Origin of the sequence: Streptomyces sp. NPDC086777, from assembly GCF_040702065.1 — a bacterium.
Classification (GTDB): domain Bacteria; phylum Actinomycetota; class Actinomycetes; order Streptomycetales; family Streptomycetaceae; genus Streptomyces.
The window spans coordinates 39,532-62,640 of record NZ_JBFBJI010000023.1; the positions used below are offsets into that span (position 1 = coordinate 39,532).

General features: G+C 73.5%; 22 protein-coding genes and 1 pseudogene. 10 read left to right on the top strand and 13 right to left on the bottom strand.

Features of this window, described 5'->3' with window-relative positions:
• Positions 1–60: 60 nt before the first annotated feature.
• Together AB0472_RS29110 and AB0472_RS29115 are read right to left on the bottom strand one after the other, a co-directional pair.
• The gene (locus AB0472_RS29110) at positions 61–1,782 is read right to left on the bottom strand and encodes an ABC transporter ATP-binding protein (RefSeq protein WP_366360578.1); all 1,722 of its coding nucleotides are present in this window, start codon (positions 1,780–1,782) and stop codon (positions 61–63) included.
• 124 nt (positions 1,783–1,906) lie between these two features.
• Positions 1,907–2,488, bottom strand: coding sequence for a rhodanese-like domain-containing protein (locus AB0472_RS29115; RefSeq protein ID WP_366360580.1), 582 nt, complete (start codon positions 2,486–2,488; stop codon positions 1,907–1,909).
• Positions 2,489–2,579: 91 nt separating this feature from the next.
• Between AB0472_RS29115 and AB0472_RS29120 the strand changes: the two genes are divergently transcribed.
• Complete coding sequence (locus AB0472_RS29120; RefSeq protein ID WP_366360582.1) at positions 2,580–2,867, top strand: metal-sensitive transcriptional regulator; 288 nt, start codon at positions 2,580–2,582, stop codon at positions 2,865–2,867.
• 309 nt (positions 2,868–3,176) lie between these two features.
• Here AB0472_RS29120 and AB0472_RS29125 read toward each other — a convergent pair whose 3' ends face one another.
• From AB0472_RS29125 to AB0472_RS29135, 3 genes and pseudogenes are all read right to left on the bottom strand, one after another.
• Entirely contained in the window at positions 3,177–3,929 is a 753-nt protein-coding gene (locus AB0472_RS29125; protein ID WP_366360584.1) for a sulfite exporter TauE/SafE family protein, read from the bottom strand.
• Positions 3,926–4,249, bottom strand: coding sequence for a rhodanese-like domain-containing protein (locus AB0472_RS29130; RefSeq protein ID WP_366360749.1), 324 nt, complete (start codon positions 4,247–4,249; stop codon positions 3,926–3,928). The genes AB0472_RS29125 and AB0472_RS29130 overlap by 4 nt, the downstream gene beginning before the upstream one ends.
• Positions 4,247–5,593 (bottom strand): annotated as a pseudogene (locus tag AB0472_RS29135) (MBL fold metallo-hydrolase); the annotation flags it as partial. The pseudogene AB0472_RS29135 and the gene AB0472_RS29130, both read right to left, overlap by 3 nt.
• A gap of 218 nt (positions 5,594–5,811) precedes the next feature.
• On the opposite strand from AB0472_RS29135, the gene AB0472_RS29140 reads away from it, so the two are divergent.
• Positions 5,812–6,900: an S-(hydroxymethyl)mycothiol dehydrogenase gene (locus AB0472_RS29140; RefSeq protein WP_366360586.1), complete on the top strand. Its 1,089-nt coding sequence runs from the start codon at positions 5,812–5,814 to the stop codon at positions 6,898–6,900.
• Positions 6,900–7,529, top strand: a complete 630-nt coding sequence (locus AB0472_RS29145) for an MBL fold metallo-hydrolase (RefSeq protein WP_366360588.1) — start codon at positions 6,900–6,902, stop codon at positions 7,527–7,529. The genes AB0472_RS29140 and AB0472_RS29145 overlap by 1 nt, the downstream gene beginning before the upstream one ends.
• Before the next feature lie 34 nt (positions 7,530–7,563).
• Here the strand turns inward: AB0472_RS29145 and AB0472_RS29150 are convergent, their stop codons facing one another.
• Positions 7,564–8,094, bottom strand: a complete 531-nt coding sequence (locus AB0472_RS29150) for a hypothetical protein (protein WP_366360590.1) — start codon at positions 8,092–8,094, stop codon at positions 7,564–7,566.
• A gap of 50 nt (positions 8,095–8,144) precedes the next feature.
• On the opposite strand from AB0472_RS29150, the gene AB0472_RS29155 reads away from it, so the two are divergent.
• Positions 8,145–8,963 (top strand): SDR family NAD(P)-dependent oxidoreductase, encoded by an 819-nt coding sequence (locus AB0472_RS29155; protein WP_366360592.1) that lies wholly within the window; start codon positions 8,145–8,147, stop codon positions 8,961–8,963.
• Here AB0472_RS29155 and AB0472_RS29160 read toward each other — a convergent pair.
• On the bottom strand, positions 8,949–10,343 hold the full coding sequence (locus tag AB0472_RS29160) for a pyridoxal-dependent decarboxylase (RefSeq protein WP_366360594.1): 1,395 nt from the start codon (positions 10,341–10,343) through the stop codon (positions 8,949–8,951). The two genes, AB0472_RS29155 and AB0472_RS29160, sit on opposite strands and share 15 nt — an antisense overlap.
• A gap of 202 nt (positions 10,344–10,545) precedes the next feature.
• Between AB0472_RS29160 and AB0472_RS29165 the strand changes: the two genes are divergently transcribed.
• A complete protein-coding gene (locus AB0472_RS29165; protein ID WP_366360596.1) occupies positions 10,546–11,241 on the top strand; it encodes a L,D-transpeptidase family protein in 696 nt (231 codons plus the stop codon).
• Between the two features lie 28 nt (positions 11,242–11,269).
• On the opposite strand, the gene AB0472_RS29170 is transcribed toward AB0472_RS29165, so the two are convergent.
• On the bottom strand, positions 11,270–12,469 hold the full coding sequence (locus tag AB0472_RS29170) for a Gfo/Idh/MocA family oxidoreductase (protein WP_366360598.1): 1,200 nt from the start codon (positions 12,467–12,469) through the stop codon (positions 11,270–11,272).
• A gap of 141 nt (positions 12,470–12,610) precedes the next feature.
• On the opposite strand from AB0472_RS29170, the gene AB0472_RS29175 reads away from it, so the two are divergent.
• Positions 12,611–13,756: an ROK family transcriptional regulator gene (locus AB0472_RS29175; RefSeq protein ID WP_366360600.1), complete on the top strand. Its 1,146-nt coding sequence runs from the start codon at positions 12,611–12,613 to the stop codon at positions 13,754–13,756.
• 153 nt (positions 13,757–13,909) lie between these two features.
• The gene (locus AB0472_RS29180; RefSeq protein ID WP_351500593.1) at positions 13,910–14,065 is read left to right on the top strand and encodes a hypothetical protein; all 156 of its coding nucleotides are present in this window, start codon (positions 13,910–13,912) and stop codon (positions 14,063–14,065) included.
• A 100-nt stretch (positions 14,066–14,165) separates the two neighbouring features.
• Here the strand turns inward: AB0472_RS29180 and AB0472_RS29185 are convergent, their stop codons facing one another.
• A complete protein-coding gene (locus AB0472_RS29185) occupies positions 14,166–15,539 on the bottom strand; it encodes a S1 family peptidase (protein WP_366360602.1) in 1,374 nt (457 codons plus the stop codon).
• A gap of 190 nt (positions 15,540–15,729) precedes the next feature.
• Here AB0472_RS29185 and AB0472_RS29190 point away from each other — a divergent pair, with 190 nt between their 5' ends.
• The 3 genes from AB0472_RS29190 (at position 15,730) to AB0472_RS29200 (ending at position 18,202) form a co-directional block, all read left to right on the top strand.
• Positions 15,730–16,902, top strand: a complete 1,173-nt coding sequence (locus tag AB0472_RS29190) for an aminotransferase class I/II-fold pyridoxal phosphate-dependent enzyme (protein ID WP_366360604.1) — start codon at positions 15,730–15,732, stop codon at positions 16,900–16,902.
• 31 nt (positions 16,903–16,933) lie between these two features.
• Entirely contained in the window at positions 16,934–17,692 is a 759-nt protein-coding gene (locus AB0472_RS29195; RefSeq protein WP_366360606.1) for a type 1 glutamine amidotransferase domain-containing protein, read from the top strand.
• A 114-nt stretch (positions 17,693–17,806) separates the two neighbouring features.
• On the top strand, positions 17,807–18,202 hold the full coding sequence (locus tag AB0472_RS29200) for a PPOX class F420-dependent oxidoreductase (protein ID WP_366360608.1): 396 nt from the start codon (positions 17,807–17,809) through the stop codon (positions 18,200–18,202).
• 33 nt (positions 18,203–18,235) lie between these two features.
• Here AB0472_RS29200 and AB0472_RS29205 read toward each other — a convergent pair whose 3' ends face one another.
• The 4 genes from AB0472_RS29205 to AB0472_RS29220 all read right to left on the bottom strand — a co-directional run bounded on the left by AB0472_RS29205 (position 18,236) and on the right by AB0472_RS29220 (position 22,995).
• Positions 18,236–21,004: a hypothetical protein gene (locus tag AB0472_RS29205; RefSeq protein WP_366360610.1), complete on the bottom strand. Its 2,769-nt coding sequence runs from the start codon at positions 21,002–21,004 to the stop codon at positions 18,236–18,238.
• A 228-nt stretch (positions 21,005–21,232) separates the two neighbouring features.
• Entirely contained in the window at positions 21,233–21,619 is a 387-nt protein-coding gene (locus tag AB0472_RS29210) for a nuclear transport factor 2 family protein (RefSeq protein ID WP_366360612.1), read from the bottom strand.
• A gap of 52 nt (positions 21,620–21,671) precedes the next feature.
• Complete coding sequence (locus AB0472_RS29215; protein ID WP_366360614.1) at positions 21,672–22,091, bottom strand: zinc ribbon domain-containing protein; 420 nt, start codon at positions 22,089–22,091, stop codon at positions 21,672–21,674.
• A 160-nt stretch (positions 22,092–22,251) separates the two neighbouring features.
• Positions 22,252–22,995 carry a TetR family transcriptional regulator gene (locus AB0472_RS29220; protein ID WP_366360616.1) on the bottom strand — a complete coding sequence of 248 codons (744 nt, stop codon included), beginning with the start codon at positions 22,993–22,995 and terminating at the stop codon, positions 22,252–22,254.
• Between the last annotated feature and the right edge of the window lie 114 nt (positions 22,996–23,109).

Consider the following 23,109-nt stretch of genomic DNA (forward strand, 5'->3'; position numbering starts at 1 on the left):
CACCGAGGGCCGTCCCGGCAGGGGCGGCCCTCCTCGCCGCGCGCTCCCGGTGCCCCGCTCTCAGTGCTCCGACGCCAGGAACTGCGTCGCCGCCAGCTCCGCGTAGAGCGGGTCCGCCGCCACCAGCTCCCGGTGGGTGCCCACCGCGCGGACCCGGCCCGCTTCCATGACGACGATCCGGTCCGCCATGGTCACCGTCGACAGGCGGTGCGCGACCACCAGCACCGTCGTCGACCGCGCCACGTCGGCGACGGTGTCCCGGAGCGCCGCCTCGTTCACCGCGTCGAGCTGCGAGGTGGCCTCGTCCAACAGCAGCAGCCGAGGTCGGCGCAGCAACGCCCGTGCGATCGCCACCCGTTGGCGCTCCCCGCCGGACAGCTTGGTGCCGCGATGACCGACCAGGGTCTCCAGCCCCCGCGGCAGCCGGGCGACCAGACCGTCGAGCCGGGTCGTCTTCAGCACCCGCGCGACCGCGTCCTCGTCCGCCTCCGGGTTGCCCAGCAGCAGATTGTCCTTCAGGGTGCCCGACAGCACCGGAGCGTCCTGCTCGACGTACCCGATGGCCGAACGCAGCAGCGGCAGTTCCCAGTCGGCGACCGGGCGGCCGTCCACGGCGATCGTGCCGGACTCGGGGTCGTAGAACCGCTCGATCAGCGAGAACACGGTGGTCTTGCCCGCGCCGGACGGCCCGACGAACGCTGTCATGCCCCGCGCCGGGACGTCGAAGCTGACGCCGTGGTGGACGTACGGCAGGTCGTCGGCGTAGCGGAAGCGCACGTCGGTGAAGGCGACCGAGGCCGGTTCGGTGCCGACGGACGGCAACTCGGCGGGCCGGGCCGGGGGTTCGGCCGGCAGCCGCAGCGCCTCCTGGATCCGGGCGAGGGCGCCGGCGCCGGTCTGGTACTGGGTGACCGCCCCGACGACCTGCTGGATCGGCTGCATCAGATAGAAGACGTAGAGCAGGAACGCCACCAGCGTGCCCACCCCGATCGCGCCCGTCGCCACCCGCGCCCCGCCCACCGCGAGCACGGTGATGAACGCCAGCTGCATCGCGAGCCCCGCCGTGTTGCCCGCGGCGGCCGACCACTTGGCGGCCCGCACGCTCTGCCGCCAGGACTCCTCGGCGGCCTCGTGCAGGGCGAGTTCCTCCCGGTGTTCGGCGCCGGACGCCTTCACCGTGCGCAGGGCGCCCAGCACCCGCTCCAGCGAGGCCCCCATCTCCCCGACCGCGTCCTGCGCACGGCGGCTCGCCCGGTTGATGCGCGGCACGATCGTGCCCACCACCGTGCCCGCCGCGGCGATCACGACGAGGGTGACGGCGAGCAGCACCGGATCGACCAGCCCCATCATCACCACGGTGGCGACCAGGGTGAGTCCCTCGGTGCCGAGTGCGACCAGCGAGTCCGTGGTGACCTCGCGCAGCAGGGTGGTGTCCGAGGTGATCCGCGCCATCAGGTCCCCGGGTTCGGTCCGGTCCACCGCTGTGATCCGCAGCCTGAGCAGGTATGACGACAGGGTGCGTCGGGCCCCGAGCACCACCGACTCACCGGCACGCCGCAGCACGTACGAACCCAGCGCGCCCACCCCGGCGTTGGCGACGACCAGACCCGCCATCGCGAGCAGCTTGCCCGTGATGGAACGGTCGTGGGACAGGTCGTCGATCAGCCCCCGGGCCACCAGCGGGAGCAGCAGTCCGGTCGCGCCGGTCACCAGCGAGAGCGTCGCACCGGTCAACAGGGCCCAGCGGTGCGGCCGTACGTAGGAGAGGAGCAGCCGGAACACGGGCTCCTTCCTCGGTGGCGTCGGAACTGCGTCTGCGGCGGTCACGGTGCTCCTCGTCCGGGCGGCGGGCGGTGCCCTCCGACCTGCCCAGGCTACGGCGGCCGTTCGCGGCTCCGGGGCCCGGTCAGCTCCGGGCGGAACCGAGCTTCGCCAGGGTCGCGTCGAGGTCGGCCGGACGCGGGCGGTTGTGCGGCAGCTTCGACAGGACCGCGGCCATGCCGCAGGTGTCGGTGAGCGCGGAGAACACCAGGCCGCCCGCCACCCCCGCCGACAGGAGCAGCGCGGCCGGGTGCAGCAGGCCGAGGCCCAGGCCCACGAGGACGGCCGCCCCGGCGGCGAACCGCACCTGGCGCTCCATGGCCCAGGCCGCACGGGACCCGCCCCTCGGCCGGTCCAGTGCGTGACCGTGTCCGGCCCAGCCGCGGGTACCGCCGATGAGGGTGGCCGCCGGGACGCCGTGCTCGGCGAGGGCCGCCCGGGCACGCTCGGCCCGTGCGCCGGAGGCACACACCAGGAGGAGCTCGCCGTCCGTGGCGCGGAGCGCGGGCAGCGCCCGGCGCAGGTCGTCCAGCGGGATGTTGTGGGCACCGGGCACGTGGCCGGCGGCGTACTCGCCGGGCGTGCGGACGTCGACGACGGTCAGCAGGGGCAGGCGGGCGAGGGCCTGGTCGGGAGTGAGGTCCGGGTTCGGGGCAGCGGAGGTCATGGCGGGTGGGATCCTTCCCAGCGGTGATCGGTGAGGGGTTCGCCCGAGGGGCGGGTACCATACCCCTACGGGTATGTGAGGAGTGGTGGTCGTGGAGCTTCGGTTCGAGGGCGACGAGCTCAAGTCGGTGCTGAACCGGCTGCGCCGGGCACAGGGGCAGATCGCCGGCGTGATCAAGATGATCGAGGAGGGCCGCGACTGCGAGGACGTGGTCACCCAGCTCGCTGCCGCCTCGCGTGCCCTGGACCGGGCAGGCTTCGCGATCATCGCGACCGGCCTGCAGCAGTGCATCATCGACCCCGCCCGCAGCGGTTCGGACAACGAGACGACCGAGCAGATGAAGGCACGACTGGAGAAGCTGTTCCTCTCCCTGGCCTGAACACCAGCAACGCGGGGGGACGCGGGGAACGGTGCAACGGCCTGAGCGGCAGCGCCCCGAATGGGATTCGGGGAACTGTGCAACGGTCTGAGCGGCAGCGCCCCGAAAAGCCCGCGGGGAACGGTGCAACGGCCTGAGCGGCAGCGCCCCGAATGGGATTCGGGGAACGGTGCGACGGCCCGAGCGGCAGCGCCCCGAAGGGGCGCGGGGAACTGCGCGACCAGCCACGACGGCGCCGCAGTCGGCAGATCGCGGCGCTCCCGCACATCGCGGCGCTTCCCGCACATCGCGGCGCTTCCCGCGGAGCGCTCAGCCGACGGCATCGGCCAGCATGACCGCGGCCACCGCGAGCAGCGCGTAGGCGAAGAGCCGCTGCAGGGTGCCCGCGGAGAGCCGGGCCGCGAGCCGCCTGCCGTCCCAGGCGCCGAGGATCGCGGCCCCGGCGAAGGGGCCCACGGCCGACCAGTCGACGTCCGCCGCCGAACCGGCGCGCGCCGCCAGCGCGGTGAGCGAGTTGATCGTGATGACCAGCAGACTGGTACCGACCGCCGCGCGCATCCGCAGCCCCACGACGTTCACCAGGGACGGTACGGCGAGGAAGCCGCCGCCCACCCCGAGCACCCCGGTCACCGCGCCGAGACCGGCGCCCGCCCCGGCCACCCGCAACGCCCGCGCCGCTGCCGTCGGCGCCGTGCACGGGGCGGTCGCCGGCCGCAGCATACGCACCGCCGCCACAGCGGCGAGCACCGCGAACGCCCCGGTCAGCACCGCCGCCGGCACCTGCCGGGAGACCGCCCCGCCGACCGCCGCCGGCCCGATCCCGGCCGCCGCGAACACGGCACCGGCCCGCCACCGCACCGCCCCCGCGCGGGCGTGCGCCACGAGCGCGGTGACCGAGGTGACGGTGACGACGACCAGGCTCGCGGTGGTGGCCGCGGCCGGGGTGAAGCCGAGCAGATAGATCAACGCCGGTACGGCCAGGACGCTGCCGCCGCCGCCCAGGGCGCCGAGTGCCAGCCCGGTGACGGCCCCGGCGCCGAGGGCGAGCAGGAGCGCGGTCATCCGGCGTTGCCCTCGGCGGTCACGGCGAACCCCGCCGCGTGCCAGGCGGTCATCCCGCCCACGACGTCCACGACGTCCAGCCCCCGGGCGGTCAGCAGCGCGGCCGCCTCCCGTGAGCGCCGCCCCGAGCGGCAGATCACGACGAGCGGGCGGCCCGCCGCGGCCGGCGGCAGCGGAGCCCCGGCCACCAGCCCGGACAGCGGGACGTGCACAGCCCCCGGTGCGTGTCCGGCGGCCCACGCCTCGGCCTCGCGGACGTCCAGCAGGACGGCCTCCGCGTCCGTGCGCTCCCGGGCCTCGGCCGGGGTGAGCCGGGCCATCGGCAGCCCGGCCGCCCGCGCGGCCGCGAACCCGTCGTCCACGGCCACCACGTCGCGCCCGGCCGCGTCGAGGAGCGAGGCGGCGACAGCGGCCCGCATCCCGCCCGCGCAGTGCACCCACACCGTGCCGCCGGGTATCTCGCCCAGCCGGTCCCGCACCTGGTGCAACGGTATGTGGAACGAGCCCCGTATGTGACCGCCGGCCCGCTCCGTGTCCCGGCGCACGTCCAGGACGACCACGTCCTCCGTGCCGCGTGCGGCCAGGTCCGCGAAGCGGGCCCGGGGGAAGGAGCGGGGCCGCTCGCCCGGGCGCAGCCAGGCCTCGGGTGCGCCGGTGGCCGCCACGGCCGGGCGGTCGATGCCGACGCGGGTCAGCTCGCGCTGGGCGGCGGCGAGCTGGGCCGCCGACTCGGCGAGCAGCGTGACCTGCCGCCCCCAGGGCAGCAGCCAGGCCAGGTAGGTGGCGAGCTGTCCGTCGGCCTCGAAGTTCAGGGTGCCCGGGACATGCCCCGCGGCGAACGCCACCCGGTTGCGCAGGTCCACCACCCACTCCCCGGCGGCCAGCCGCACCGCGATCTCCGCCGCGTCCGCCCGGCCCGGTGGCGTGAGGTCGACGGGGGCCGGACCACCGGAGTTCAACGGGCCCATGTGGGCGTAGTACGCCGGTACGTCGTCGAGCCCGGCCAGCAGCTCCGCGACGAACGTGTCGACGTCCTTGACCAGCGCGTCGTTCTCCACGCGCTGCCGGCCGACGGTGGTGGCCGGCCCGGTGGCGTCCCCGGCCGAGCAGAAGCTGCCGAAGCCGTGCGTCGGCAGCACCGCCGTCGCGTCCGGCAGCTCGGCGGCCAGCCGGTGCGCCGAGGCGTGCTGGGCCCGCGCCAGCTCACCGGTGAGCCGGGGCTCCACCAGATCGGGCCTGCCGACCGTGCCGATCAGCAGCGAACCGCCGGTGAAGACGGCCACCGCGCGGCCGCTCTCCTCCAGCACGTACGACGTGTGGTGCGGAGTGTGTCCGGGAGTGGCCAGCGCGCGCACCGCGAGGCCCGCCTCGATCTCCAGCACGTCCCCGTCGGCCACCGGCACCCGCTCGTACGCCACCCGCGCCCCGGCCGGCACCACGTACGCGGCCCCGGTCAGCCGGGCCAGCTCCAGGCCGCCGGAGACGTAGTCGTTGTGCACGTGCGTCTCCATGACCTGGGTGAGCCGCACCCCGCGGCGGGCGACGGCCGCCAGCACCCGGTCGACGTCCCGTGGCGGGTCGACGGCGACGGCGCCGTGCGCCCCGCCCGCCAGATAACTGCGGTTGCCCAGTCCGGGCACCTCGATGGTGTCGACGAAGGACACGGCAGCACACTCCTCTCCTCGATCCCCCTGGTGAATTACCCCCGGGGGTATATGGATCACCGTAGCAGAGGTACCCCCGGGGGTATGTGGCGGAGGTGATGGCCGCACGAACGGCGGCGAGGCGGGAAGATCCGCATCGGCCCATGCGTGCCGTCGCTGATCGTTCCCGCGTAGGGTCGGAAGACAGCACGTCAGAAGAGCGACGAAAGGGCAGGCCCATGGCGCAGGAAGTACGCGGCGTGATCGCACCGGGCAAGGACGAGCCCGTGCGGGTCGAGACGATCGTGGTGCCCGACCCGGGGCCGGGCGAAGCCGTCGTACAGGTGCAGGCCTGCGGGGTCTGTCACACCGACCTGCACTACAAGCAGGGCGGGATCACCGACGAGTTCCCCTTCCTGCTCGGCCACGAGGCCGCCGGAGTGGTGGAGTCGGTCGGCGAGGGCGTCACGGACGTCGCACCCGGTGACTTCGTGATCCTCAACTGGCGTGCCGTGTGCGGCCAGTGCCGGGCCTGTCTGCGCGGGCGGCCCTGGTACTGCTTCAACACCCACAACGCCAAGCAGAGGATGACCCTCGCCTCGACCGGGCAGGAGCTCGCCCCGGCCCTCGGCATCGGCGCCTTCGCCGAGAAGACGCTGGTCGCCGCCGGACAGTGCACCAAGGTCGACCCGGCCGTCTCCCCGGCGGTCGCCGGGCTGCTGGGCTGCGGGGTGATGGCGGGCATCGGCGCCGCGATCAACACGGGCGGCGTCGGCCGGGGCGACTCGGTCGCCGTGATCGGCTGCGGCGGGGTCGGCGACGCGGCGGTCGCCGGGTCCCGGCTCGCGGGCGCCGCGAAGATCATCGCCGTCGACATCGACGACCGGAAGCTGGAGAAGGCCCGCTCCCTGGGCGCCACCCACACGGTCAACTCGCGCGAGACCGACCCGGTCGAGGCGATCCGCGGCCTGACCGGCGGCTTCGGCGCCGACGTCGTCATCGAGGCGGTCGGCCGCCCGGAGACGTACCAGCAGGCCTTCTACGCCCGCGACCTCGCCGGCACCGTCGTCCTGGTCGGCGTGCCCACCCCCGAGATGAAGCTGGAACTGCCCCTCCTGGACGTCTTCGGCCGCGGCGGCGCCCTAAAGTCCAGCTGGTACGGCGACTGCCTGCCCTCCCGGGACTTCCCCATGCTGATCGACCTGCACCTGCAGGGGCGGCTGCCGCTGGACGCCTTCGTCACCGAGACCATCCAGCTCGACGAGGTGGAGAAGGCGTTCGAGCGGATGCACGGCGGCGACGTGCTGCGTTCGGTGGTGGTGCTGTGATGACCACCCGCATCGAACGCCTCGTCACCTCCGGCCGGTTCACCCTCGACGGCGGCACCTGGGACGTCGACAACAACGTCTGGATCGTCGGCGACGAACGCGAGGTGATCGTCATCGACGCCGCCCACGACGCCCGGGCCATCGCCGAGGCCGTCGACGACCGTGTCCTGAAGGCGATCGTCTGCACCCACGCCCACAACGACCACATCGACGCCGCGCCCGCCCTCGCGGACCTCACCGGTGCCAAGATCTGGCTGCACCCCGACGACCTGCCGCTGTGGAAGCTCACCCACCCCGACCGCGACCCCGACAACCACCTGTCCGACGGGCTGGTCATCGAGGCCGCGGGCGCCGACCTGACCGTCCTGCACACGCCGGGTCACGCGCCCGGCGCCGTCTGCCTCCACGACCCCGGCCTGGGCGTCGTCTTCACCGGCGACACCCTCTTCCAGGGCGGCCCCGGCGCCACCGGACGGTCGTACTCGCACTTCCCGACGATCATCGACTCCATCCGGGACAAGCTGCTCACCCTCCCGCCGGAGACCAAGGTCCTGACCGGACACGGCGACCCGACCACCATCGGCGCCGAGGCACCGCACCTGGCGGAGTGGATCGCCCGGGGGCACTGAGCCGCGACGGACGTGAGGCGGGGCGATGGCAGCCTCACGTCTCCACCGGCAGCGGCAGCCGCCCGGAGTGCCCGGGCGGCAGTGCCAGGTCCGCGCGCACGGCCGCGTAGTAGGCGTCGCGGCCGTCCCGCTGCCGGTCCAGCAGGATCCGCCACGTCTCGGGGGCCTGCCGTCCCTCCCGCAGGAAGCGTTCCATCTCCATGACCGCGACGACCCACTCCTGGGCCTTGCCGACCACCGCCGGGCTGCCCAGCATGATGAGCTTCTCGCCGTAGGGATCACGGTCCAACTGGGCCGCGGCCAGCAGGGGCGCGGCCTCCTGCGGGGAGAGCGGGTGGGGATGCGGGTCGTTGCCCAGATGCGCGGCCACCCGGTAGTCGACGGAGACAGTCCTCTTCAACGCCTGCGCCCACTCCGCGTACACCGTCAGCCGCCGCTCCTCCCAGCGTGCCTCCTGTTCCTGCCGGAACCGTGCCCGGTCGCCCCGCACCACCGCGAGATACGAACCGAGCGCGCCGATCACGACGCCTATCAAGGCCGGGAGTTGCTGCAGGAACGCGGTCATGTGCGCACGGTATCTGTCCTGTTGATCGCGCGGCCCGTACGGTCGTCGTCATGACCGGACTGACTCGCTTTGCCGGATACGGAGTTCTCGTCACGGGCGCGGCCCGCGGCATCGGCGCGGCCGTCGCCCGCAGGCTGGCCGAGGAGGGCGCGCGGGTGCTGGCGACCGACCGGGACCTGCCCGAGGCGGAGCGGACGGCCGCCGCGCTGCGCGAACAGGGCCTGGCGGTCGAGGCGTTCGCCTGTGACGTCGCCGACCGCGACTCGGTGGAGGCGGCCGTCGAACGGGCCGTCGGCCTCTTCGGCACGCTCGACGTCCTGGTGAACTGCGCCGCGCACTGCACCCCGGACCTCCCCCTCTTCGAGGACCAGCCGGACGATGCCTGGGCCCTCGATCTCGACGTCACGCTCACCGGCGTCCACCGCTGCTGCCGCGCCGCCCTCCCGTATCTCGCCGCCTCCGGCCGGGGCGCGATCGTCAGCATCGGATCCGTCAACGCCCGCGCCGACTTCGGCAACCACGCCTACAGCGCCGCCAAGGCCGGCCTCGCCTCGCTGACCCGCACCCTCGCCGGGCACGCGGCCGCGCGCGGGGTCCGGGTCAACCTGGTGGAGCCGGGCACGGTCCGCACCTCGGCCTGGGCGGGCCGGGACGACGAACTCGACGCCGTCCGCTCGCTGTACCCGCTCGGCCGGGTGGGCGAGCCCGAGGACGTCGCCGCGGCGGTCGCCTTCCTCGCCTCCCGCGACGCCGCCTGGATCACCGGCACCGCCCTGGGCGTCGACGGCGGACTCACCGCCGTGCACGGCGGGTTCCACGCGGCGCTGCGGCCGCACCGGGAGGCCCGGCTCGGCTCAGAGCGCCACTGACGCGGTCGCGAGTGCGGCCAGTACGCGCCGGGTGTCGTCCTCGGTGGTCCGCCAGTTGCTGAACGCCGCCCGCAGCGCCGGGACCCCGCGGTACACCGTCGGCGTCAGGAACCCCTCCCCGGACGCGGCGACCGCCCGGGCCAGCGCGGCCACCCGTTCCTGCGTGGGCTGTTCGGCGAGGGTGAAGCAGACGACGTTGAGCCGGACCGGAGCCAGCAGGCGGAGGGCGGGCAGCTCCCCGACGCCGGCGCCGAGGCGGCGGGCCTCGGTGACGTTGCGCTCGACGATCTCGCGGTGCCCGTCCCGGCCGTACGCGGTGAGCGTGAACCAGGCCGGCAGCGCCCGCATCCGCCGGGAGGTCTCCGGGGTGAGGTGCAGGAAGTCCGGGGTGCCGGTGGGCAGACCGAGGTACGGGGACTCGTTCCGGAAGACCGCCACCTGGAGGTCGCGGCGGCGGGTGAACTGCACGGCCGCGTCGTAGGGGACGTTGAGCCACTTGTGCAGGTCCACGCAGACCGAGTCGGCCGCGTCGAGACCCGCGACGAGCGGGGCGTGGGCGGGGGAGAGGGCGGCGAAGGCACCGAACGCGGCGTCCACGTGCAGCCAGAAGCCGTACCGCTCCCTGAGGGCCGCGATCGCGCGCAGGTCGTCGAAGTCGACGGTGTTCACGGTGCCCGCGTTGGCGACGACGATTGCCGGCCGCCCGCCCAGTGCGGCCAGCGCCGCGTCGAGGGCGGTCACGTCCACCGCCTCCCGGTTGCCGGGCAGCAGGTGCACCGGGCGCAGCCGGTCCCGGCCGATGCCGAGGACGGACAGCGCCTTGCCGATGCTGGAGTGCGGGCTCCCGGAGAGCACGTCGACCGGGCCGAGCGCGGCGGCGCCCGCCCGGGAGACGTCCACCCCGAGCCGCTCTCCGAGCCACTCCCGGGCGATGGCCAGACCGACCGTGTTCGACATCGTGGCGCCGGTCACGAAGGCCCCGCTGTGCGCGTCGCCGAGTCCGAACAGCCCGGCCAGCCAGCCGACCGTCTCGCGCTCCAGGGCGGCACCCCAAGAACCGGTGTCGGCGGCCAGGTTCTGGTCGTAGGCCGAGGTCAGCCAGTCACCGGCGAGGGAGGCGGGGGTCACACCGCCAGTGACGAAACCGAGGTAGCGTGGCCCGGTTGAGGCGGACATTCCCGGCGCCCACCGCTCGGTGAACCGGGCCAGCGCGCCGGCGCCGCCCTCCCCGTGCTCGGGCAGCGGCGCCCGCGCGGGTGCGGGCCCGGGCGCGGCGACCGGGCGCTCGGCCGCCCCGGCCGCCGCACGGGCGGCCACGTCTCGGGCGGACTGGAGGAGTTCGGGAAGCCGGGCGAGATCGCCGGCGAGTGCGGGATGCATGCCCCGCACACTAGGTCGGCCACGATGCTGTGGCGCGGTCCACTTCCGGGTAGGTGGACCGGTGCCCGCCGGGGCGGCCGCGACGGCTAAGTTAACCGTTTCGTCACAGCCCGCCTCGGGCTACAACCAATGCCGCGCATCGGGCGGTCCAGTACGACGAGACCACAGCACAGGAAAAACCGGAAAAGGAGACAGATTTCATATGGGGGACATACGCAGACGAAGTGCCGTCGTGCTCGGTGTCACGGGCCTGGTGGCACCGCTCACACTCGCCCTCACCTCCGCTCCGGCGCAGGCGGCGAGCTGCACCACGCAGGCCGGGCCGTACCAGAAGCAGGTGGAGAAGTTCCTCGGGCGGCCGGTGGACGGCAAGCAGTCCGCCGCCGACTGCAAGGCGATCCGGGCCTTCCAGGACAAGCACGGCATCACGCCCGACATCGGCTACGCGGGCTCCGTCACCTGGGGCGTGATGGACCTGATGAACAAGCAGAAGGCCGTCGGGAACAAGCCCAACAAGGACGGCAAGTGCCCCACCAACAAGGGGCGCATCGCGTGCGTCAACCTGACGCTCCAGCTCAGCTGGATCCAGGACGGCAACAAGCTCGTCTACGGCCCGGTCCCGGTCCGTACCGGCCGCAAGGGGTACGTCACCCGCACCGGCCTGAAGAAGATCTACTGGCGTGACATCGACCACGTCTCCTCGCTGTACAACGTGTCGATGCCCTACAGCCAGTTCTTCGACGGCGGCCAGGCCTTCCACGCGGTGGGGCTGAGCATGTGGAACCCGCCGGGTTCGCACGGCTGCGTCAACATGACCACGGCGACGGCCAAGAAGTACTGGTCGCTCCTGAAGAACGGCGACGACGTCTACGTCTACGGCCGCAAGCCGGGCACCTGACGGCACCCGGCCCCGGCCACCGCCCCGGTCAGCTCTCCGGGGCGTCCCCGAAGTCCGGGATCTCCAGCCTGGCCCCACCCTGCCGCGCGGACTCGTGCGCGACGATGCCCGGCAGGGTGTAGCGGGCCGCGACCCACGCGTTGACCGTCGGGAGGGCGCGTGTGTTGACGGCGGTCACGAAGTCGTCCACCAGGAAGTGGTGGCTGCCCTCGTGCCCGTTGTGCAGCGTGTCGAACTCGCGCGGCAGCCGGGCCCGGTCGTGCACCGGGGCCGACCCGGAGGTGAAGGCGGCCCGCAGCTCCGGCGCGATGTGCTGGAGGGACGGGTCGTCGGGGGACATGGTCGGCTTGGGCTCCAGCAGCTCGCTGATGTCCTGCACGCCCTTCTTGTCCTGCCACAGCGCCACCGTCGCCAGCTGCTCCATGCTCGCCTCCGTGCCGAAGAACCGGAAGCGGGACTCACGGATGTGCGACGGGTAGCCCACCCGCCGGAACTCGTTGGTACGGAACGAGCCGCCACCGGCCACCTCGAACAGCGCGGTCGCGTTGGAGACGTCGTTGCCGAACTGGCTGACCTCCTTGTCGAAGACGCCGTCGCCCCGGTCGTCCACGACCCCGATCGCCGACACGCTCACCGCGTGCGTCTGCCAGGCGCCGAGCACCCCGCCGACCGCGTGCGTCGGGTAGAGCAGCGGGGGATAGCTGGCGGTCGCCTTCCAGTTCTCGCCGCCGCTGTAGCGGTAGGCGTCGTAGAAGCCGAGGTCCATGTCGTGGACGTAGTCGCCCTCGGCGTAGAAGAGCCGCCCGAAGGCGCCCTTGGCGATCTGGTTGCGGGCGTGCACGGTCGCCGGGTTGTACTGGCTGGTCTCGCCCATCATGTACGTCAGCCCGGTCGCCTTGACCGCGTCGATGATCGCGGCGATCTCCTCGGTCGTGATCGCCATGGGGACCGCGGAGTACACGTGCTTGCCGGCGTTCAGGCCCTGCAGGACCAGCGGGCCGTGCGTCCAGCGCTGGGTGAAGATCGCGACCGCGTCGACGCCCGACTCCAGCATGGCCTCGTACGACGGGAAGGTGCCCGCCAGACCCTGGGCGGCGGCGAGCTTCTCCGCCCGCTCGGGCAGCAGGTCGGTGACGTACACGTCGCCGACGCCGGGATGGGCCTGGAACAGCGTGGCGAACTGGCCGGAGAACTGTCCGGCGCCGACGATGCCGAGTGAGAAAGTCATGGGGGTTACTTTCGTCGCGGAAGAATCTTGGCGTCAAGGGGCGGAAGGAAGTCAGAAAGGTGCGGACAGGGCGCTTATGCGGCGCACCCGGCGCACAGTAGGGTGGCTTGGTTGCTTCAGTTCCGGAAGAAAAGGAATACCGTGACCGACTGGCTGCCGCTGAGCTCCGCGGAGCGTTCCGTGGCGATCGAGGTGCTCGTCAACGGCCCGCTGTCGCGTACCGAGCTGGCCCGTCGGCTGAATCTCTCCCAGGGCAGCCTCACCCGCCTCACCAAGCCGCTCATCGAGTCCGGTCTGCTCGTCGAGGCCCCCTGGACGGGCGCCCCGGAGGCGCGGCAGGGCCGGCCCTCGCAGCCGCTCGCCGTGGTCGCCGAGTCCCGGTCATTCCTCGGCTTCAAGATCACCGAGGAGATGGTCTACGCCGTCGTCACCAGTCTCCGGAGCGACATCGTCGACCGCCTCGACCGGCCGCTCACCGGCCACGACCCGAAGTACGTCGCCGACCTGCTGGCCGACATGACCGCCGAGCTCGCCGGGCGGCACCCCGCGATCGCGGGCATCGGCATCGGTGTCGGCGGGTTCGTGCGGGAGAACGCGGTGGTCGGCGAGTCGCCCTACCTGTCCTGGCGCGACGTCCCGCTGGCCGGACTGGTGCGGGAGCGTACCGGGCTGCCGGTCGTCGTGGAGAACGACGTGGCCGCCCTGGTCGAGGCCGAGACCTGGTTCGGCGCCGGCCGCGGACTGGACCGCTTCGTCGTCCTGACCATCGGCGCCGGCATCGGCTACGGCCTGGTGCTCGGCGGCAGGCGGGTCCCCTGCGCCGAGGAGGACCGCGGCTTCGGACGGCACTGGATCATCGACCCCCTGGGCCCGCTCACCCCGCAGGGCGAGCGCGGCAGCGCCGCGTCGCTGCTCACCATCCCCAGCATCCGCTACCAGGTCCGCGCCGCCACCGGCCGCGACGCCTCGTACGAGGAGATCCTCGCCGGGGCCGCCGCGGGCGAGCCGATGGCCGCGCGGGTGGTCGGCGAGGCCGGCCGGGCCCTGGGCATGCTGCTCGCGCAGATCGCCAACTTCGCCATGCCGCAGAAGATCCTGCTGGCCGGGGAGGGGGTCGGCCTGATGGAGGTGGCCGGCGACACGGTGCGGGAGACGGTCCGCGCCCACCGGCATCCGCTCGCCGTCCCGATCGGCCTGGAGACCAAGGTCTCCGACTTCCACGACTGGGCGCGGGGTGCGGCCGTCCTGGCGATCCAGGTCCTGGTGCTCGGCCGTGCCGGTGGCTGAACTGTCGTTTCCGCAGGTGCGGGCGTTGCCGGACCGCATCGAACTCCCGCCCGTGCCGGACGCATTGACGTGATGAGTAACACGGTCCGATATGTCCGCATCGGTCGTACTTACTCACGGCGCCTTCACGTCGAGCGGCATATGCTTCACACCATGTCCACCACTGTTGAAACCGTCACCGAGCGATCGGCCGACGAGGTCAACGAGGAGATCCGGGCCCTGTGGCTCCGGTCGGGCGGGACACTGAGCACCGAGCAGCGCGAGGAGTACCAGCGGCTCGTCCTCGAATGGGCGGCGGCGACCCCGTAGCAGCCGGGCCAGACGGCCTGACCTGCCCCTCCCGGGCACCCGCAGCGGCCGGGTGCCCCTTCTCGCAAGACCTCGCGCGGCAGACCTCGCACCGCCCCCGTCAGCCCCAAGTGGCCGAGTAGTAGCGCTGGTACGCCTTGCGGTCCTGTTCGGCACGGATGAAGCGTGTGCCCACCAGCGCGATCAGACTGCCCCCGATCACCAGCAGACCCGGTCCGATGTTGCGGGTGTCCGTGAGCCGGGCGATCAGGCCGGTGTCGTCCCCGGTGACCGGCGCCGTCGAACCCGGCGAGGCCGCGCTCGGCGCGATGGCGCTGTGGTTGGCCGACGCGGACGGCGCGGGCGCGGCGCCCTGCCCGGCGGCCTGCTTCTCCACGATCAGCTGCACGTTCAGCGCCGCCATCGCCCGCGTCACCGGCTGGAAGAACGTCACCCCGCCCGTGGTGCAGTCACCGCTGCCGCCCGAGGTCATTCCCAGCGCGATGCCGTTGGAGAACAACGGGCCCCCGCTGTCGCCCGGTTCGGCACACACATTGGTCTGGATGAGCCCGGTGACCGTGCCCTCGGGGTAATTGACGGTCGCGTTGAGCGCGGTCACCGTGCCGTCGTGCAGCCCGCTGGTGGAGCCGCTGCGGAACACCTTCTCGCCGACCGTCGGGTCGGCCGCCCCCGTGATCCGCACGCCCTGGCCGTTGCCGATCGCGACCACGTCCGCGTTGTCACCGGCCTTCCCGGACGCGTACTGGATCAGCGAGAAGTCGTTGCCCGGGAACTGCGTGTCGATGGTGGTGCCCACCTGCTGGTCGTTGCCCTGCCCCTCGTCGAACCAGATGGTGTTGGCGGGACCGCAGTGACCGGCGGTGAGGATGAAGTCGGTGGTCCCGTTGGTGACGTTGAACCCCGCCGAACAGCGGCCGCCCGTCGACAGGATGGGCTGCGCCCCGTTCAGCCGGGTGGTGAACCGGCCCTCGGAGCGCTGCATCTGCACGAAACTGCCGATGCCCGTGGCGACCCGGCTCAGGTCCGACCAGTCCGAGGCGGAGACCGTGCTGTCGGCCTCCACCATCACCCGGTTGGTCTTGTAGTCCACCGCCCACGCGGTGCCGGCCACCCGGGGCGCCGCCTTCAGCGTGGCGGTCGCCGCTTTCAGCTCGTTCATGCTGTGCGACACCATCCTGGGCTCCGCGCCGGCCTGCTTCACGGCCGCCGCGGCCTCGGCGTCGGTCACCGCGACCACCGGCTTGCCGTCGGCGCCGATCCAGCTGCCCGCCGTACGGGCGGTGCCGAGCTTCGCCACCAGCGCCGCACCGGTGTTGCCCGCCTCGGTCGCGGAGCCCGCACTGAACGGGACGGCGGACGTGCCGGGCGTCTCGCTCGCCATGGCCGTGGTGACCATCGCGCCCCCCAGAAGGAGTCCGCCGACCGCCGCCAGCTGTGTCCCCCGCCGGACGACCCGTCGTCGTGCGTGCCTCATCCATGGCTCCCGAAACCCCGAACGCGCGGTGCCTGCACCGCGGGGCCCTCCGGTCGTCGAGCGCCCTGCTCTCCATACGCGGGCGGCCTCCGGGGTGTTCACGGCGACAGTGATCTTTACGATCCCGTGGCAGTACGGCACGGCCGTACGCCTCGTTCCCGGGGCCGCCCCGGCCGCCTATCTTGAGCCCATGACCAGCATCCCGCAGGAGACTCCGGGCGAGCCGAACCCGCTGCGCGCCCTCACCCTCGACCGGCTGCGATGTCGTACCAGCATGAAATGGCGCACCTACCCCGAGGACGTGCTCCCGGTGTGGGTGGCCGAGATGGACGTGCCGCTCGCCCCCGCCGTCGTCCGCGCCGTCACGGACGCGATGGAACTCGGCGACACCGGCTACCCGGCCGGCACCGGCTACGCCGAGGCGCTCGCCGGGTTCGCCGCGAAGCGCTGGGGCTGGCACGGGCTCGACGTGACCCGCACCGCGATCGTCCCCGACGTGATGCTCGGCGTGGTCGAGATGCTGAAGCTGGTCACCGGGCCCGGCGACCCGGTGGTCGTCAACTCGCCGGTGTACCCGCCGTTCTACCAGTTCGTCGCGCACCTGGACCGGGAGGTGGTGGAGGCTCCGCTCGGCAGCGACGGCCGGATCGACCTCGACGTGCTGGAGGCGGCGTTCCGCGGGCTCGGCGGCCGCCGGGCCGGGTATCTGCTGTGCAGCCCGCACAACCCGACCGGCACCGTCCACACCGCCGACGAACTCACCGCCGTCACCGCCCTCGCCGACCGGTACGGCGTCCGGGTCGTCGCCGACGAGATCCACGCCCCGCTCACCGCCGGGGGCGTCGGCTTCGTCCCGTACCTGAGCGTGCCGGGCGCCGAGCGAGGGCTGTCCCTGATGTCGGCGTCCAAGGCCTGGAACCTCGCCGGCCTCAAGGCCGCCCTCGCCCTCGCCGGACCCGGAGCGGCCGCCGACCTCGCCCGGCTGCCGGAGGAGGTCAGCCACGGTCCGAGCCACGTCGGCGTCATCGCCCACACGGCCGCGCTGACCGACGGCACCGCCTGGCTGGACGCCCTGCTCGCGGGCCTCGACGAGAACCGGCGCCTGCTGGCCGGCCTGCTCGGCCGCCACCTGCCCGGCATCCGGTACCGGCCCGCCGAGGCCACCTACCTCGCCTGGCTCGACTGCCGCGCCCTCGGCCTCGGCGACGATCCTTCCGAGGTCTTCCTGGAGCGGGGCCGGGTCGCCGTCAACTCCGGCCTCCCCTTCGGGACCGGCGGCGCCGGGCACGTACGGTTCAACCTGGCCACCTCGCCCGAGGTGATCACGGAGGCGGTACGGCGGATGGCGGCGGCACTCGCGTGAGGCGTGACCGCGCGGCTGACATCATGGCCGCATGCGTGTGCTGATGCCGCTGCCGGACCGGGACTTCGACGTGACCGAGGTGGCCGTGCCCTGGCGGGAGCTGACCCGAGCCGGCCACGAGGTCGTCTTCGCCACCGAGCGCGCCGGCACCCGGCCCGCCGCCGACCCCCGGCTGCTCACCGGCGTCCTGTTCGGGCAGCTCGGTGCCGAGGACGAACCCAAGCGGTTCTACGAACAGCTCACCGCCGCACCGGAGTTCACCGCCACGGCCGGCTGGTCCGGCCTCGACGTCGGCGGCTTCGACGGGCTGCTGCTGCCCGGCGGTCACGCGCCCGGCATGCGCCAGTACCTCGGCTCACCCGAACTGCGCGAACAGGTGCGGAAGTTCTGGACGCTCGGCCGCCCGGTCGGTGCGATCTGCCACGGCGTCCTCGTCCTCGCCCGCACCGGGGACCCGGCCACCGGACGCAGCGTCCTGTCCGGCCGCCGCACCACCTGCCTGCCCAAGTACATGGAACGCACCGCCTACATGACCACCGCGTGGCGACTGGGCCGCTACTACCGGACCTACCCCGCCTACGTGGAGGACGAGGTGCGGGCCGCCCTGGCCGACCCCGTCGCCCAGTTCGAGCGTGGTCCCCGCGAGCTCACCCGGCGTGGCACCGCGACCGACGACACGCACGCCTTCGTCGTCGAGGACGGCAGCTATCTGTCGGCCCGGTGGCCCGGTGACGCGTACCTGTTCGCGCGGAGGTATCTCGAACTTCTCGAGGGGCGGGCGGACTCCTGAACGCTCCGCTGGTTGCGCGGTTGCGCGCTTCGTCGGCCGCGGTCCGGTGGGGGCCGTTCGCGCAGTTCCCCGCCCCTCGTGGGGCGCGGTTCCGGATCCGCCTAGACTCCGGGCATGGATGACATCACCGGGACGGCCCTCGACCGGCTCGGCGCCGGGAAGTATCTGCTGGTCACCAGCTACCGCAAGGACGGCACCCCCGTCCCGACCCCGGTGTGGGTGGTGAGGGACGGGGACGCGCTCGGCGTCTGGACGGTCGCGGACTCCTTCAAGGTCAAGCGCATCCGCCGCCGCGCCGACGTCACGGTCGGCCCCTGCGACCTGCGCGGCAACCCGACCGGCGACCCTGTACCGGCCACCGCCGAGATCACCGACGCGGCCACCGCCGCCCGCTACCGCGGCCTCATCGCCCGCAAGTACGGCATCACCGGCCGCCTCACCCTGCTCGGCAGCAGGCTGCGCCGGGGCGTCGACGGCACGGTCGGCATCCGGGTGACCCTGGCGCCCTGAGGAGGCCGGGACCTTCTCAGGGCGCGGGCGACGCTACGCGGCGTCCAGCACCGTGCCGGTGAGCGTCGGTCCGCCGGGCAGCGGGTCGCCGCCGTCGTCCGTCTGCCGGAAGGTCACCGACTCGGCCGGCTCCGCGACCTGGTCCCGGACGGTCGGCACGGTCACGTCCAGGCCGGTCTGTCCCGCGGGCACGTCCAGCCACAGGTACAGCCCGTCAACCTGGGACAGCGGCCGTTCCGGGTCCGGCTCCGCGCCGGAGACGTCGGCCAGCCAGGTGGGGTCGACGTCCTTGGTGGACAACTCGGTGCCGCCGCTGCCGACCGGAACCGGTACGAACAGCGCGCCGATGTCCGTGTCCGCGGCCGCCGACAGCGAGATCCGCCACTTCAGGGCCGAGCCTTCGGTCACCCGGTCCGCGAGCGGGGTCACGGTGACGGTGGGCGCCGGGTCGTCGTTGCGTACGGTCACCCCGCCCCGGTACGAGCCGACGACCGCCCCGTGGACGGCCTTGACCAGCACGTCGTACGGCACGTCCGCGCCGTAGCGGGTGTTGCCCCGCACCTCGACCGGCACGTCGATGCCGTGACCGCCGGGGCCCACCGTGACCAGGCGGTCCTTCGCGGTGCCGGTCGCCGGGTCGACGACGTACACCCGGACCTGCCCGCTGCCCCGCCCGGACACCCGTACCGGGACGTGGTAGGTGCGGACGCCCGAGTCGCCCTCGTCGACCGTGAGCCGCCCGACGTCGACGCGCGGCAGCACGGCCGGGTGGACCGCCGGGGTGCCCGGCCGCCAGCCCCAGGCGTCCATCAGCCAGGCCTGTCCGGACCCCGAACGCGGCGTCAGGCCGAGGGACGTGACGGACCGCAGGTCGAGCCCGGCCCGGTGGGCGGCGGTGAGCGGTACGCGCAGTTCGCGCGCCCAGTAGGAGGCGGTGCGGTCGCTGCCCGGCAGGCCGTCGACGCGGACCCGCCCCAGCGTGGCCCGTCGGCCGTGGCTGTCGGTGACGGACACGTCGAGACTCGTGCCCCGGGAGTTCGGCGGCACGAAGACCCGCAGCGCGAGCGAGTCGGCACCCGCGAGCGAGACCGGCCGCGCCACCCGGACCCGGGCCGCAGACCCGGCGGACGTCCAGTGCAGCGCGATCGCGTGCCGGCCGGCCTCCCGTCCCGTCTCCCACTGCGCGAAGTGCGGTGAGATGCCCGTGGCAGCCGCGCCCAGGCAGGACACCGCCGGGTCGGGATCGACCGCCGAGCACAGCCGGCCGCCGGTCACCGTCACCTTGCCGTCCGGCAGGAACCCGGCACCCCGGTTCGCACCGACCGCGTGCGCGAGCACCCGCGCCGGGTCCGCCGACGGCGCCCGCCGTCCCGAACCGTCCAGCAGCGGACGGGCCCGGTCGTCGCCCGCGACGAACAGTCGGGCCGCCGTCGCGATGTACGTCGAGCCCGCCCGGTGCTGCTGATCGGCCGTCAGCCGGGTCGCGGCGTGCGGGGAGCAGACCGGGTCCGGGTGGTCCGGGTCGTCGGAGAAGTCGTCCTCCGCGGGGGCCTGCGCCTGCCCCGGCGTCCACTCGGTGTTGAAGAAGTTGTGGTCGGCGCCGATCACGTAGACCGCGCTGTGCAGCGCCTTGCCCTTGCCGACCGCGCGGGTGCCGTCGACGTACACCTCGCCCTGGAGGTCGGAGACGTCGCCGTCGCAGCCCGGCAGGATCGTGAGCGACGGCACGTCCGGCACCGGGTTCTGGCCGAAGACGGTGGGGCCGATCAGCACGGTCCCGCTGATGTGCCAGCGCACCGGGCCGTGGTAGCCGTCCTGGCCGGCCGGCGGCGGGTACAGGCTGTCCATCGCCGCCCGGTTGACGCCCTCGCCGCCCCGCGAGTGGCCGATCAGCAGCACGCGCGAGAGGTCGGCGCGGGGTGACTCGCGCACGATCGGGGGTGCGTGGCGCGGGTCGCGCGCCCAGTCGGCCCAGTGCCCGAGGTGCAGCCGGATCAGGGACGAACGGGCCTGCGCGCCGCCGTCCTCGGCCTGCCAGTCCTGGCCGTTGATCCCGTTCGCCGAGATCGACACCGTCACGTAGCCCTGGGAGGCGAGCAGTTGCTGGTCGCGCAGGTAACCGCGGTGGCTCGGCACGGGGAGCGTCCCGGCCGGGCACGGCCAGGCGCCGGAGGCGTCGTCGGAGCCGCCCTGCGGGGCGTAGCAGGTGGCGTGGCGGCCGTGCAGGAAAAGGGCCAGCGGGCGGGCCCCGGAGGCCCCGGTGGGCGCGACCACCGCCGCTTGCATCTCGACCGGTACGGAGAACCCGGGCAGGCGCACCGACTTGAGCCGGTACGAGCCCGTCTTCGTGCGGTAGGGTCCGGGCCTGCCCGGGTCCACCGGATTGGCGGGCAGCGGGGCCGGGGGCCGGGCCGCCGCCGCGGGCCCGGACGCGTCCGGGCCCGTCCGGGTGTCCAACTGGCGTCCGCCGGACCAGACCTGAAGGTTCTTCAGCGCGCCCGCACGTCCCCCGCGCAGGCCGAGCCGGAAGCTGCGCCCGTCCCGTTCCGGCTTCGGCACCCCCAACAGCCGTCCGTCCGCACGGAACTCGACCCGCGCGTCCCCCATCGGCACCCGTCTGCCGGACCGCCACACCAGCTGGGGAGCCTGCCGCCCCCGGTCGATGTGCCAGCCCGGTGGCAGCTTCCCGCCGGACGTGACTGCGACCGGGGCCTGTTGAGCGTGCGCGGTGGTGCCGGACACTCCTCCCGCGAGCGCGAGCACCGCCGCCGCGGTGACCCATATGCGTCGGGTACGGACCAATGTTCCTCCTCCTCGGAAGGCGAGCACGAGCCGCCCCGAGCCGTCCCGGGGAAGCCCCTCGCCCTCCGGAGGACGGGGAGTGGAGTCTGTGGGTTGCCTGTGGGTCCGGAGTGAACGGATCACCTCGGGGAGGCCGGAGTGAACAGGTCGCGTGCGGGCGGGGCGGCACCTGTCGAGTTCGGGGGCGGTCCGCCCGCATGCGGACTCGACGGTGTTGCCCCTCGCGCGTTACTCGACGCCGGGCGGTACGACCGTGGCGTGGTGGTAGTACATCCGCCAGGCGCTTCGCTCGTCGTGTCGGCGCCACAGTGAGCTGTGGCGGGAGCGGCGGCTGCCGAGGCGGGCCTCGAAGGTCACCTGTACCAGGCCGGGAGCGAGGACGGTACCGGTGATGCCGGACGGCTCGTACCGGGGGCCGTCCGGTGACGCGCCCGGCTTGTCCGGCAGTTCGGCGAGCAGTTGCTCGTACGTGGACCTGCGGCCGGACGCGCCCACCTCCACGAACTCGGGGTCCAGCAGCTCGGCCGCCAGCTCGCGGGAGGCGCGCACCGCGGGATCCATCAGCCGCAGCTCGCCCGCGATCGCAGCCGCCACCTGGGCCTGTATGTCGTCCATGGGCCCATCCTCGCCCGGGGGTCCGGTCGCCGGGCAACCGGATTTCCGACCGTCAGCTCCAGGCCCGGTACGGCTCGTCCAGCAGCTGGAAGACCGGCTCGCCCCGCACCGGGTCCTTGGCCGTGGAGAGCCTGACGCGGTCACCGCTGTGGATGCCGATCGGCGGGCCCATGACCCGGCCCCGTACCACGAACCCCTCGGCCATCTCGATCAGGGACACGTTGCGCGCGGCCGGCGTGTTGCGGTGCACGACCGTCGAGTGGCGGACCGTGCCCGTGCCCTCGCTGCGCTCCGTCCGCAGTTCGCTGCCCTGGCACACCGGACACAGCAGCCGGTGGTACGTCGCGGTGCCGCACCAGGTGCAGCGCTGGTAGACGATGGCGTCCTTGGCGTGGTCCGCGGGCGCGGGGTCGAGAACGCCCGTCGCGAATCCGACCGCCGACTGCACGGCGCTCGTCGAGTGGTGGTACACGCTGGTCAACTCCCTGCGCTCGCCCGGAATCCCGCGTGTCCGGAGCCGGCCGGGCACGCCTGTGCCCGGTTGGCCGTGCCACCGTGCACGTCGACAGAGTATGGCACTCAGTGCCAACCGTAAAGGCACTGCGTACCCCTAATATGAGGTCTCCCGGAACTCAGGCGCGGCCGAACGCGGTCTCGATCTCCTGGACCACCCGCCACAGCGGGGCGTCCCGCCGGGAGACGAGCACGACCACGTCGTCCGGGTGTTCCGCCGGGCCGCCGAACAGCGCGGCCGACGCCCCGCCCGCGGTGGGGGCGGCGGCCTCGGTGCCGAACGCGGCCTGCACGTACCCGAGGGCGTGGCCGACCGTCTCTTCCGCGTCGATCCGGCCGTCCGAACGCAGCCAGGACCGGAGCGCGTTGTTGTGCGCCGCGACCACGGCCGCCGCCACGACGTCCGCCCGCAGCGTCCCGTCCGGGCGGCCGGCGTACCGGCCGCGCAGGTACTCGGCGAGCGCGCGCTCGTAGCGCCACACCACCGACAGCTCGTACGCGCGCAGCCCCGGGACCTGTTTGGTGAGCCGGTAGCGCTGGACCGAGAAGGTCGGGTTCTCCGCGTACATCCGCAGCACCAGCCGCGCCGCGTCGCACACCCGCCGCACCGGCTCGCACCGCGGGTCGCCCGCCGCGAGGAAGGCGGTCATGTCGGCCAGGCACCCCTCGTGGTCGGGGAAGACCACGTCCTCCTTGGAGGGGAAGTAGCGGAAGAACGAGCGGCGCCCGACCCCTGCGAGGGCGACGATGTCGTCGACGGTCGTCTGCTCGTACCCGTGCTCCAGGAAGAGCTGGAAGGCCGCCGCCACCAGGGCGTCCCGCATGGGCGGCTTGGCGGGCGGTGCCACGCTGCTGGAGCTCATGGACGCGAACGTAGCATTCCGCCGACCGGCATGGCACTCGGTGCAGCAGGACGGGGGACTGAGTGCTCTATCCGCCGTCCCGGGCCCGCTCGCCCTCCCGGGCTGAACCGGTGG

Coding starts and splice junctions, on each gene's coding strand:
- AB0472_RS29195 (WP_366360606.1), top strand. CDS start 16,934: ATGCGTGTGCTGATGCCGCTGCCGGACCGGGACTTCGACGTGACCGAG.
- AB0472_RS29130 (WP_366360749.1), bottom strand. CDS start 4,249: ATGGCCCGGCTCACCCCGGCCGAGGCCCGGGAGCGCACGGACGCGGAG.
- AB0472_RS29185 (WP_366360602.1), bottom strand. CDS start 15,539: ATGAGGCACGCACGACGACGGGTCGTCCGGCGGGGGACACAGCTGGCG.
- AB0472_RS29165 (WP_366360596.1), top strand. CDS start 10,546: ATGGGGGACATACGCAGACGAAGTGCCGTCGTGCTCGGTGTCACGGGC.
- AB0472_RS29115 (WP_366360580.1), bottom strand. CDS start 2,488: ATGACCTCCGCTGCCCCGAACCCGGACCTCACTCCCGACCAGGCCCTC.
- AB0472_RS29210 (WP_366360612.1), bottom strand. CDS start 21,619: ATGGACGACATACAGGCCCAGGTGGCGGCTGCGATCGCGGGCGAGCTG.
- AB0472_RS29155 (WP_366360592.1), top strand. CDS start 8,145: ATGACCGGACTGACTCGCTTTGCCGGATACGGAGTTCTCGTCACGGGC.
- AB0472_RS29170 (WP_366360598.1), bottom strand. CDS start 12,469: ATGACTTTCTCACTCGGCATCGTCGGCGCCGGACAGTTCTCCGGCCAG.
- AB0472_RS29190 (WP_366360604.1), top strand. CDS start 15,730: ATGACCAGCATCCCGCAGGAGACTCCGGGCGAGCCGAACCCGCTGCGC.
- AB0472_RS29160 (WP_366360594.1), bottom strand. CDS start 10,343: ATGCATCCCGCACTCGCCGGCGATCTCGCCCGGCTTCCCGAACTCCTC.
- AB0472_RS29200 (WP_366360608.1), top strand. CDS start 17,807: ATGGATGACATCACCGGGACGGCCCTCGACCGGCTCGGCGCCGGGAAG.
- AB0472_RS29140 (WP_366360586.1), top strand. CDS start 5,812: ATGGCGCAGGAAGTACGCGGCGTGATCGCACCGGGCAAGGACGAGCCC.
- AB0472_RS29220 (WP_366360616.1), bottom strand. CDS start 22,995: ATGAGCTCCAGCAGCGTGGCACCGCCCGCCAAGCCGCCCATGCGGGAC.
- AB0472_RS29150 (WP_366360590.1), bottom strand. CDS start 8,094: ATGACCGCGTTCCTGCAGCAACTCCCGGCCTTGATAGGCGTCGTGATC.
- AB0472_RS29180 (WP_351500593.1), top strand. CDS start 13,910: ATGTCCACCACTGTTGAAACCGTCACCGAGCGATCGGCCGACGAGGTC.
- AB0472_RS29145 (WP_366360588.1), top strand. CDS start 6,900: ATGACCACCCGCATCGAACGCCTCGTCACCTCCGGCCGGTTCACCCTC.
- AB0472_RS29125 (WP_366360584.1), bottom strand. CDS start 3,929: ATGACCGCGCTCCTGCTCGCCCTCGGCGCCGGGGCCGTCACCGGGCTG.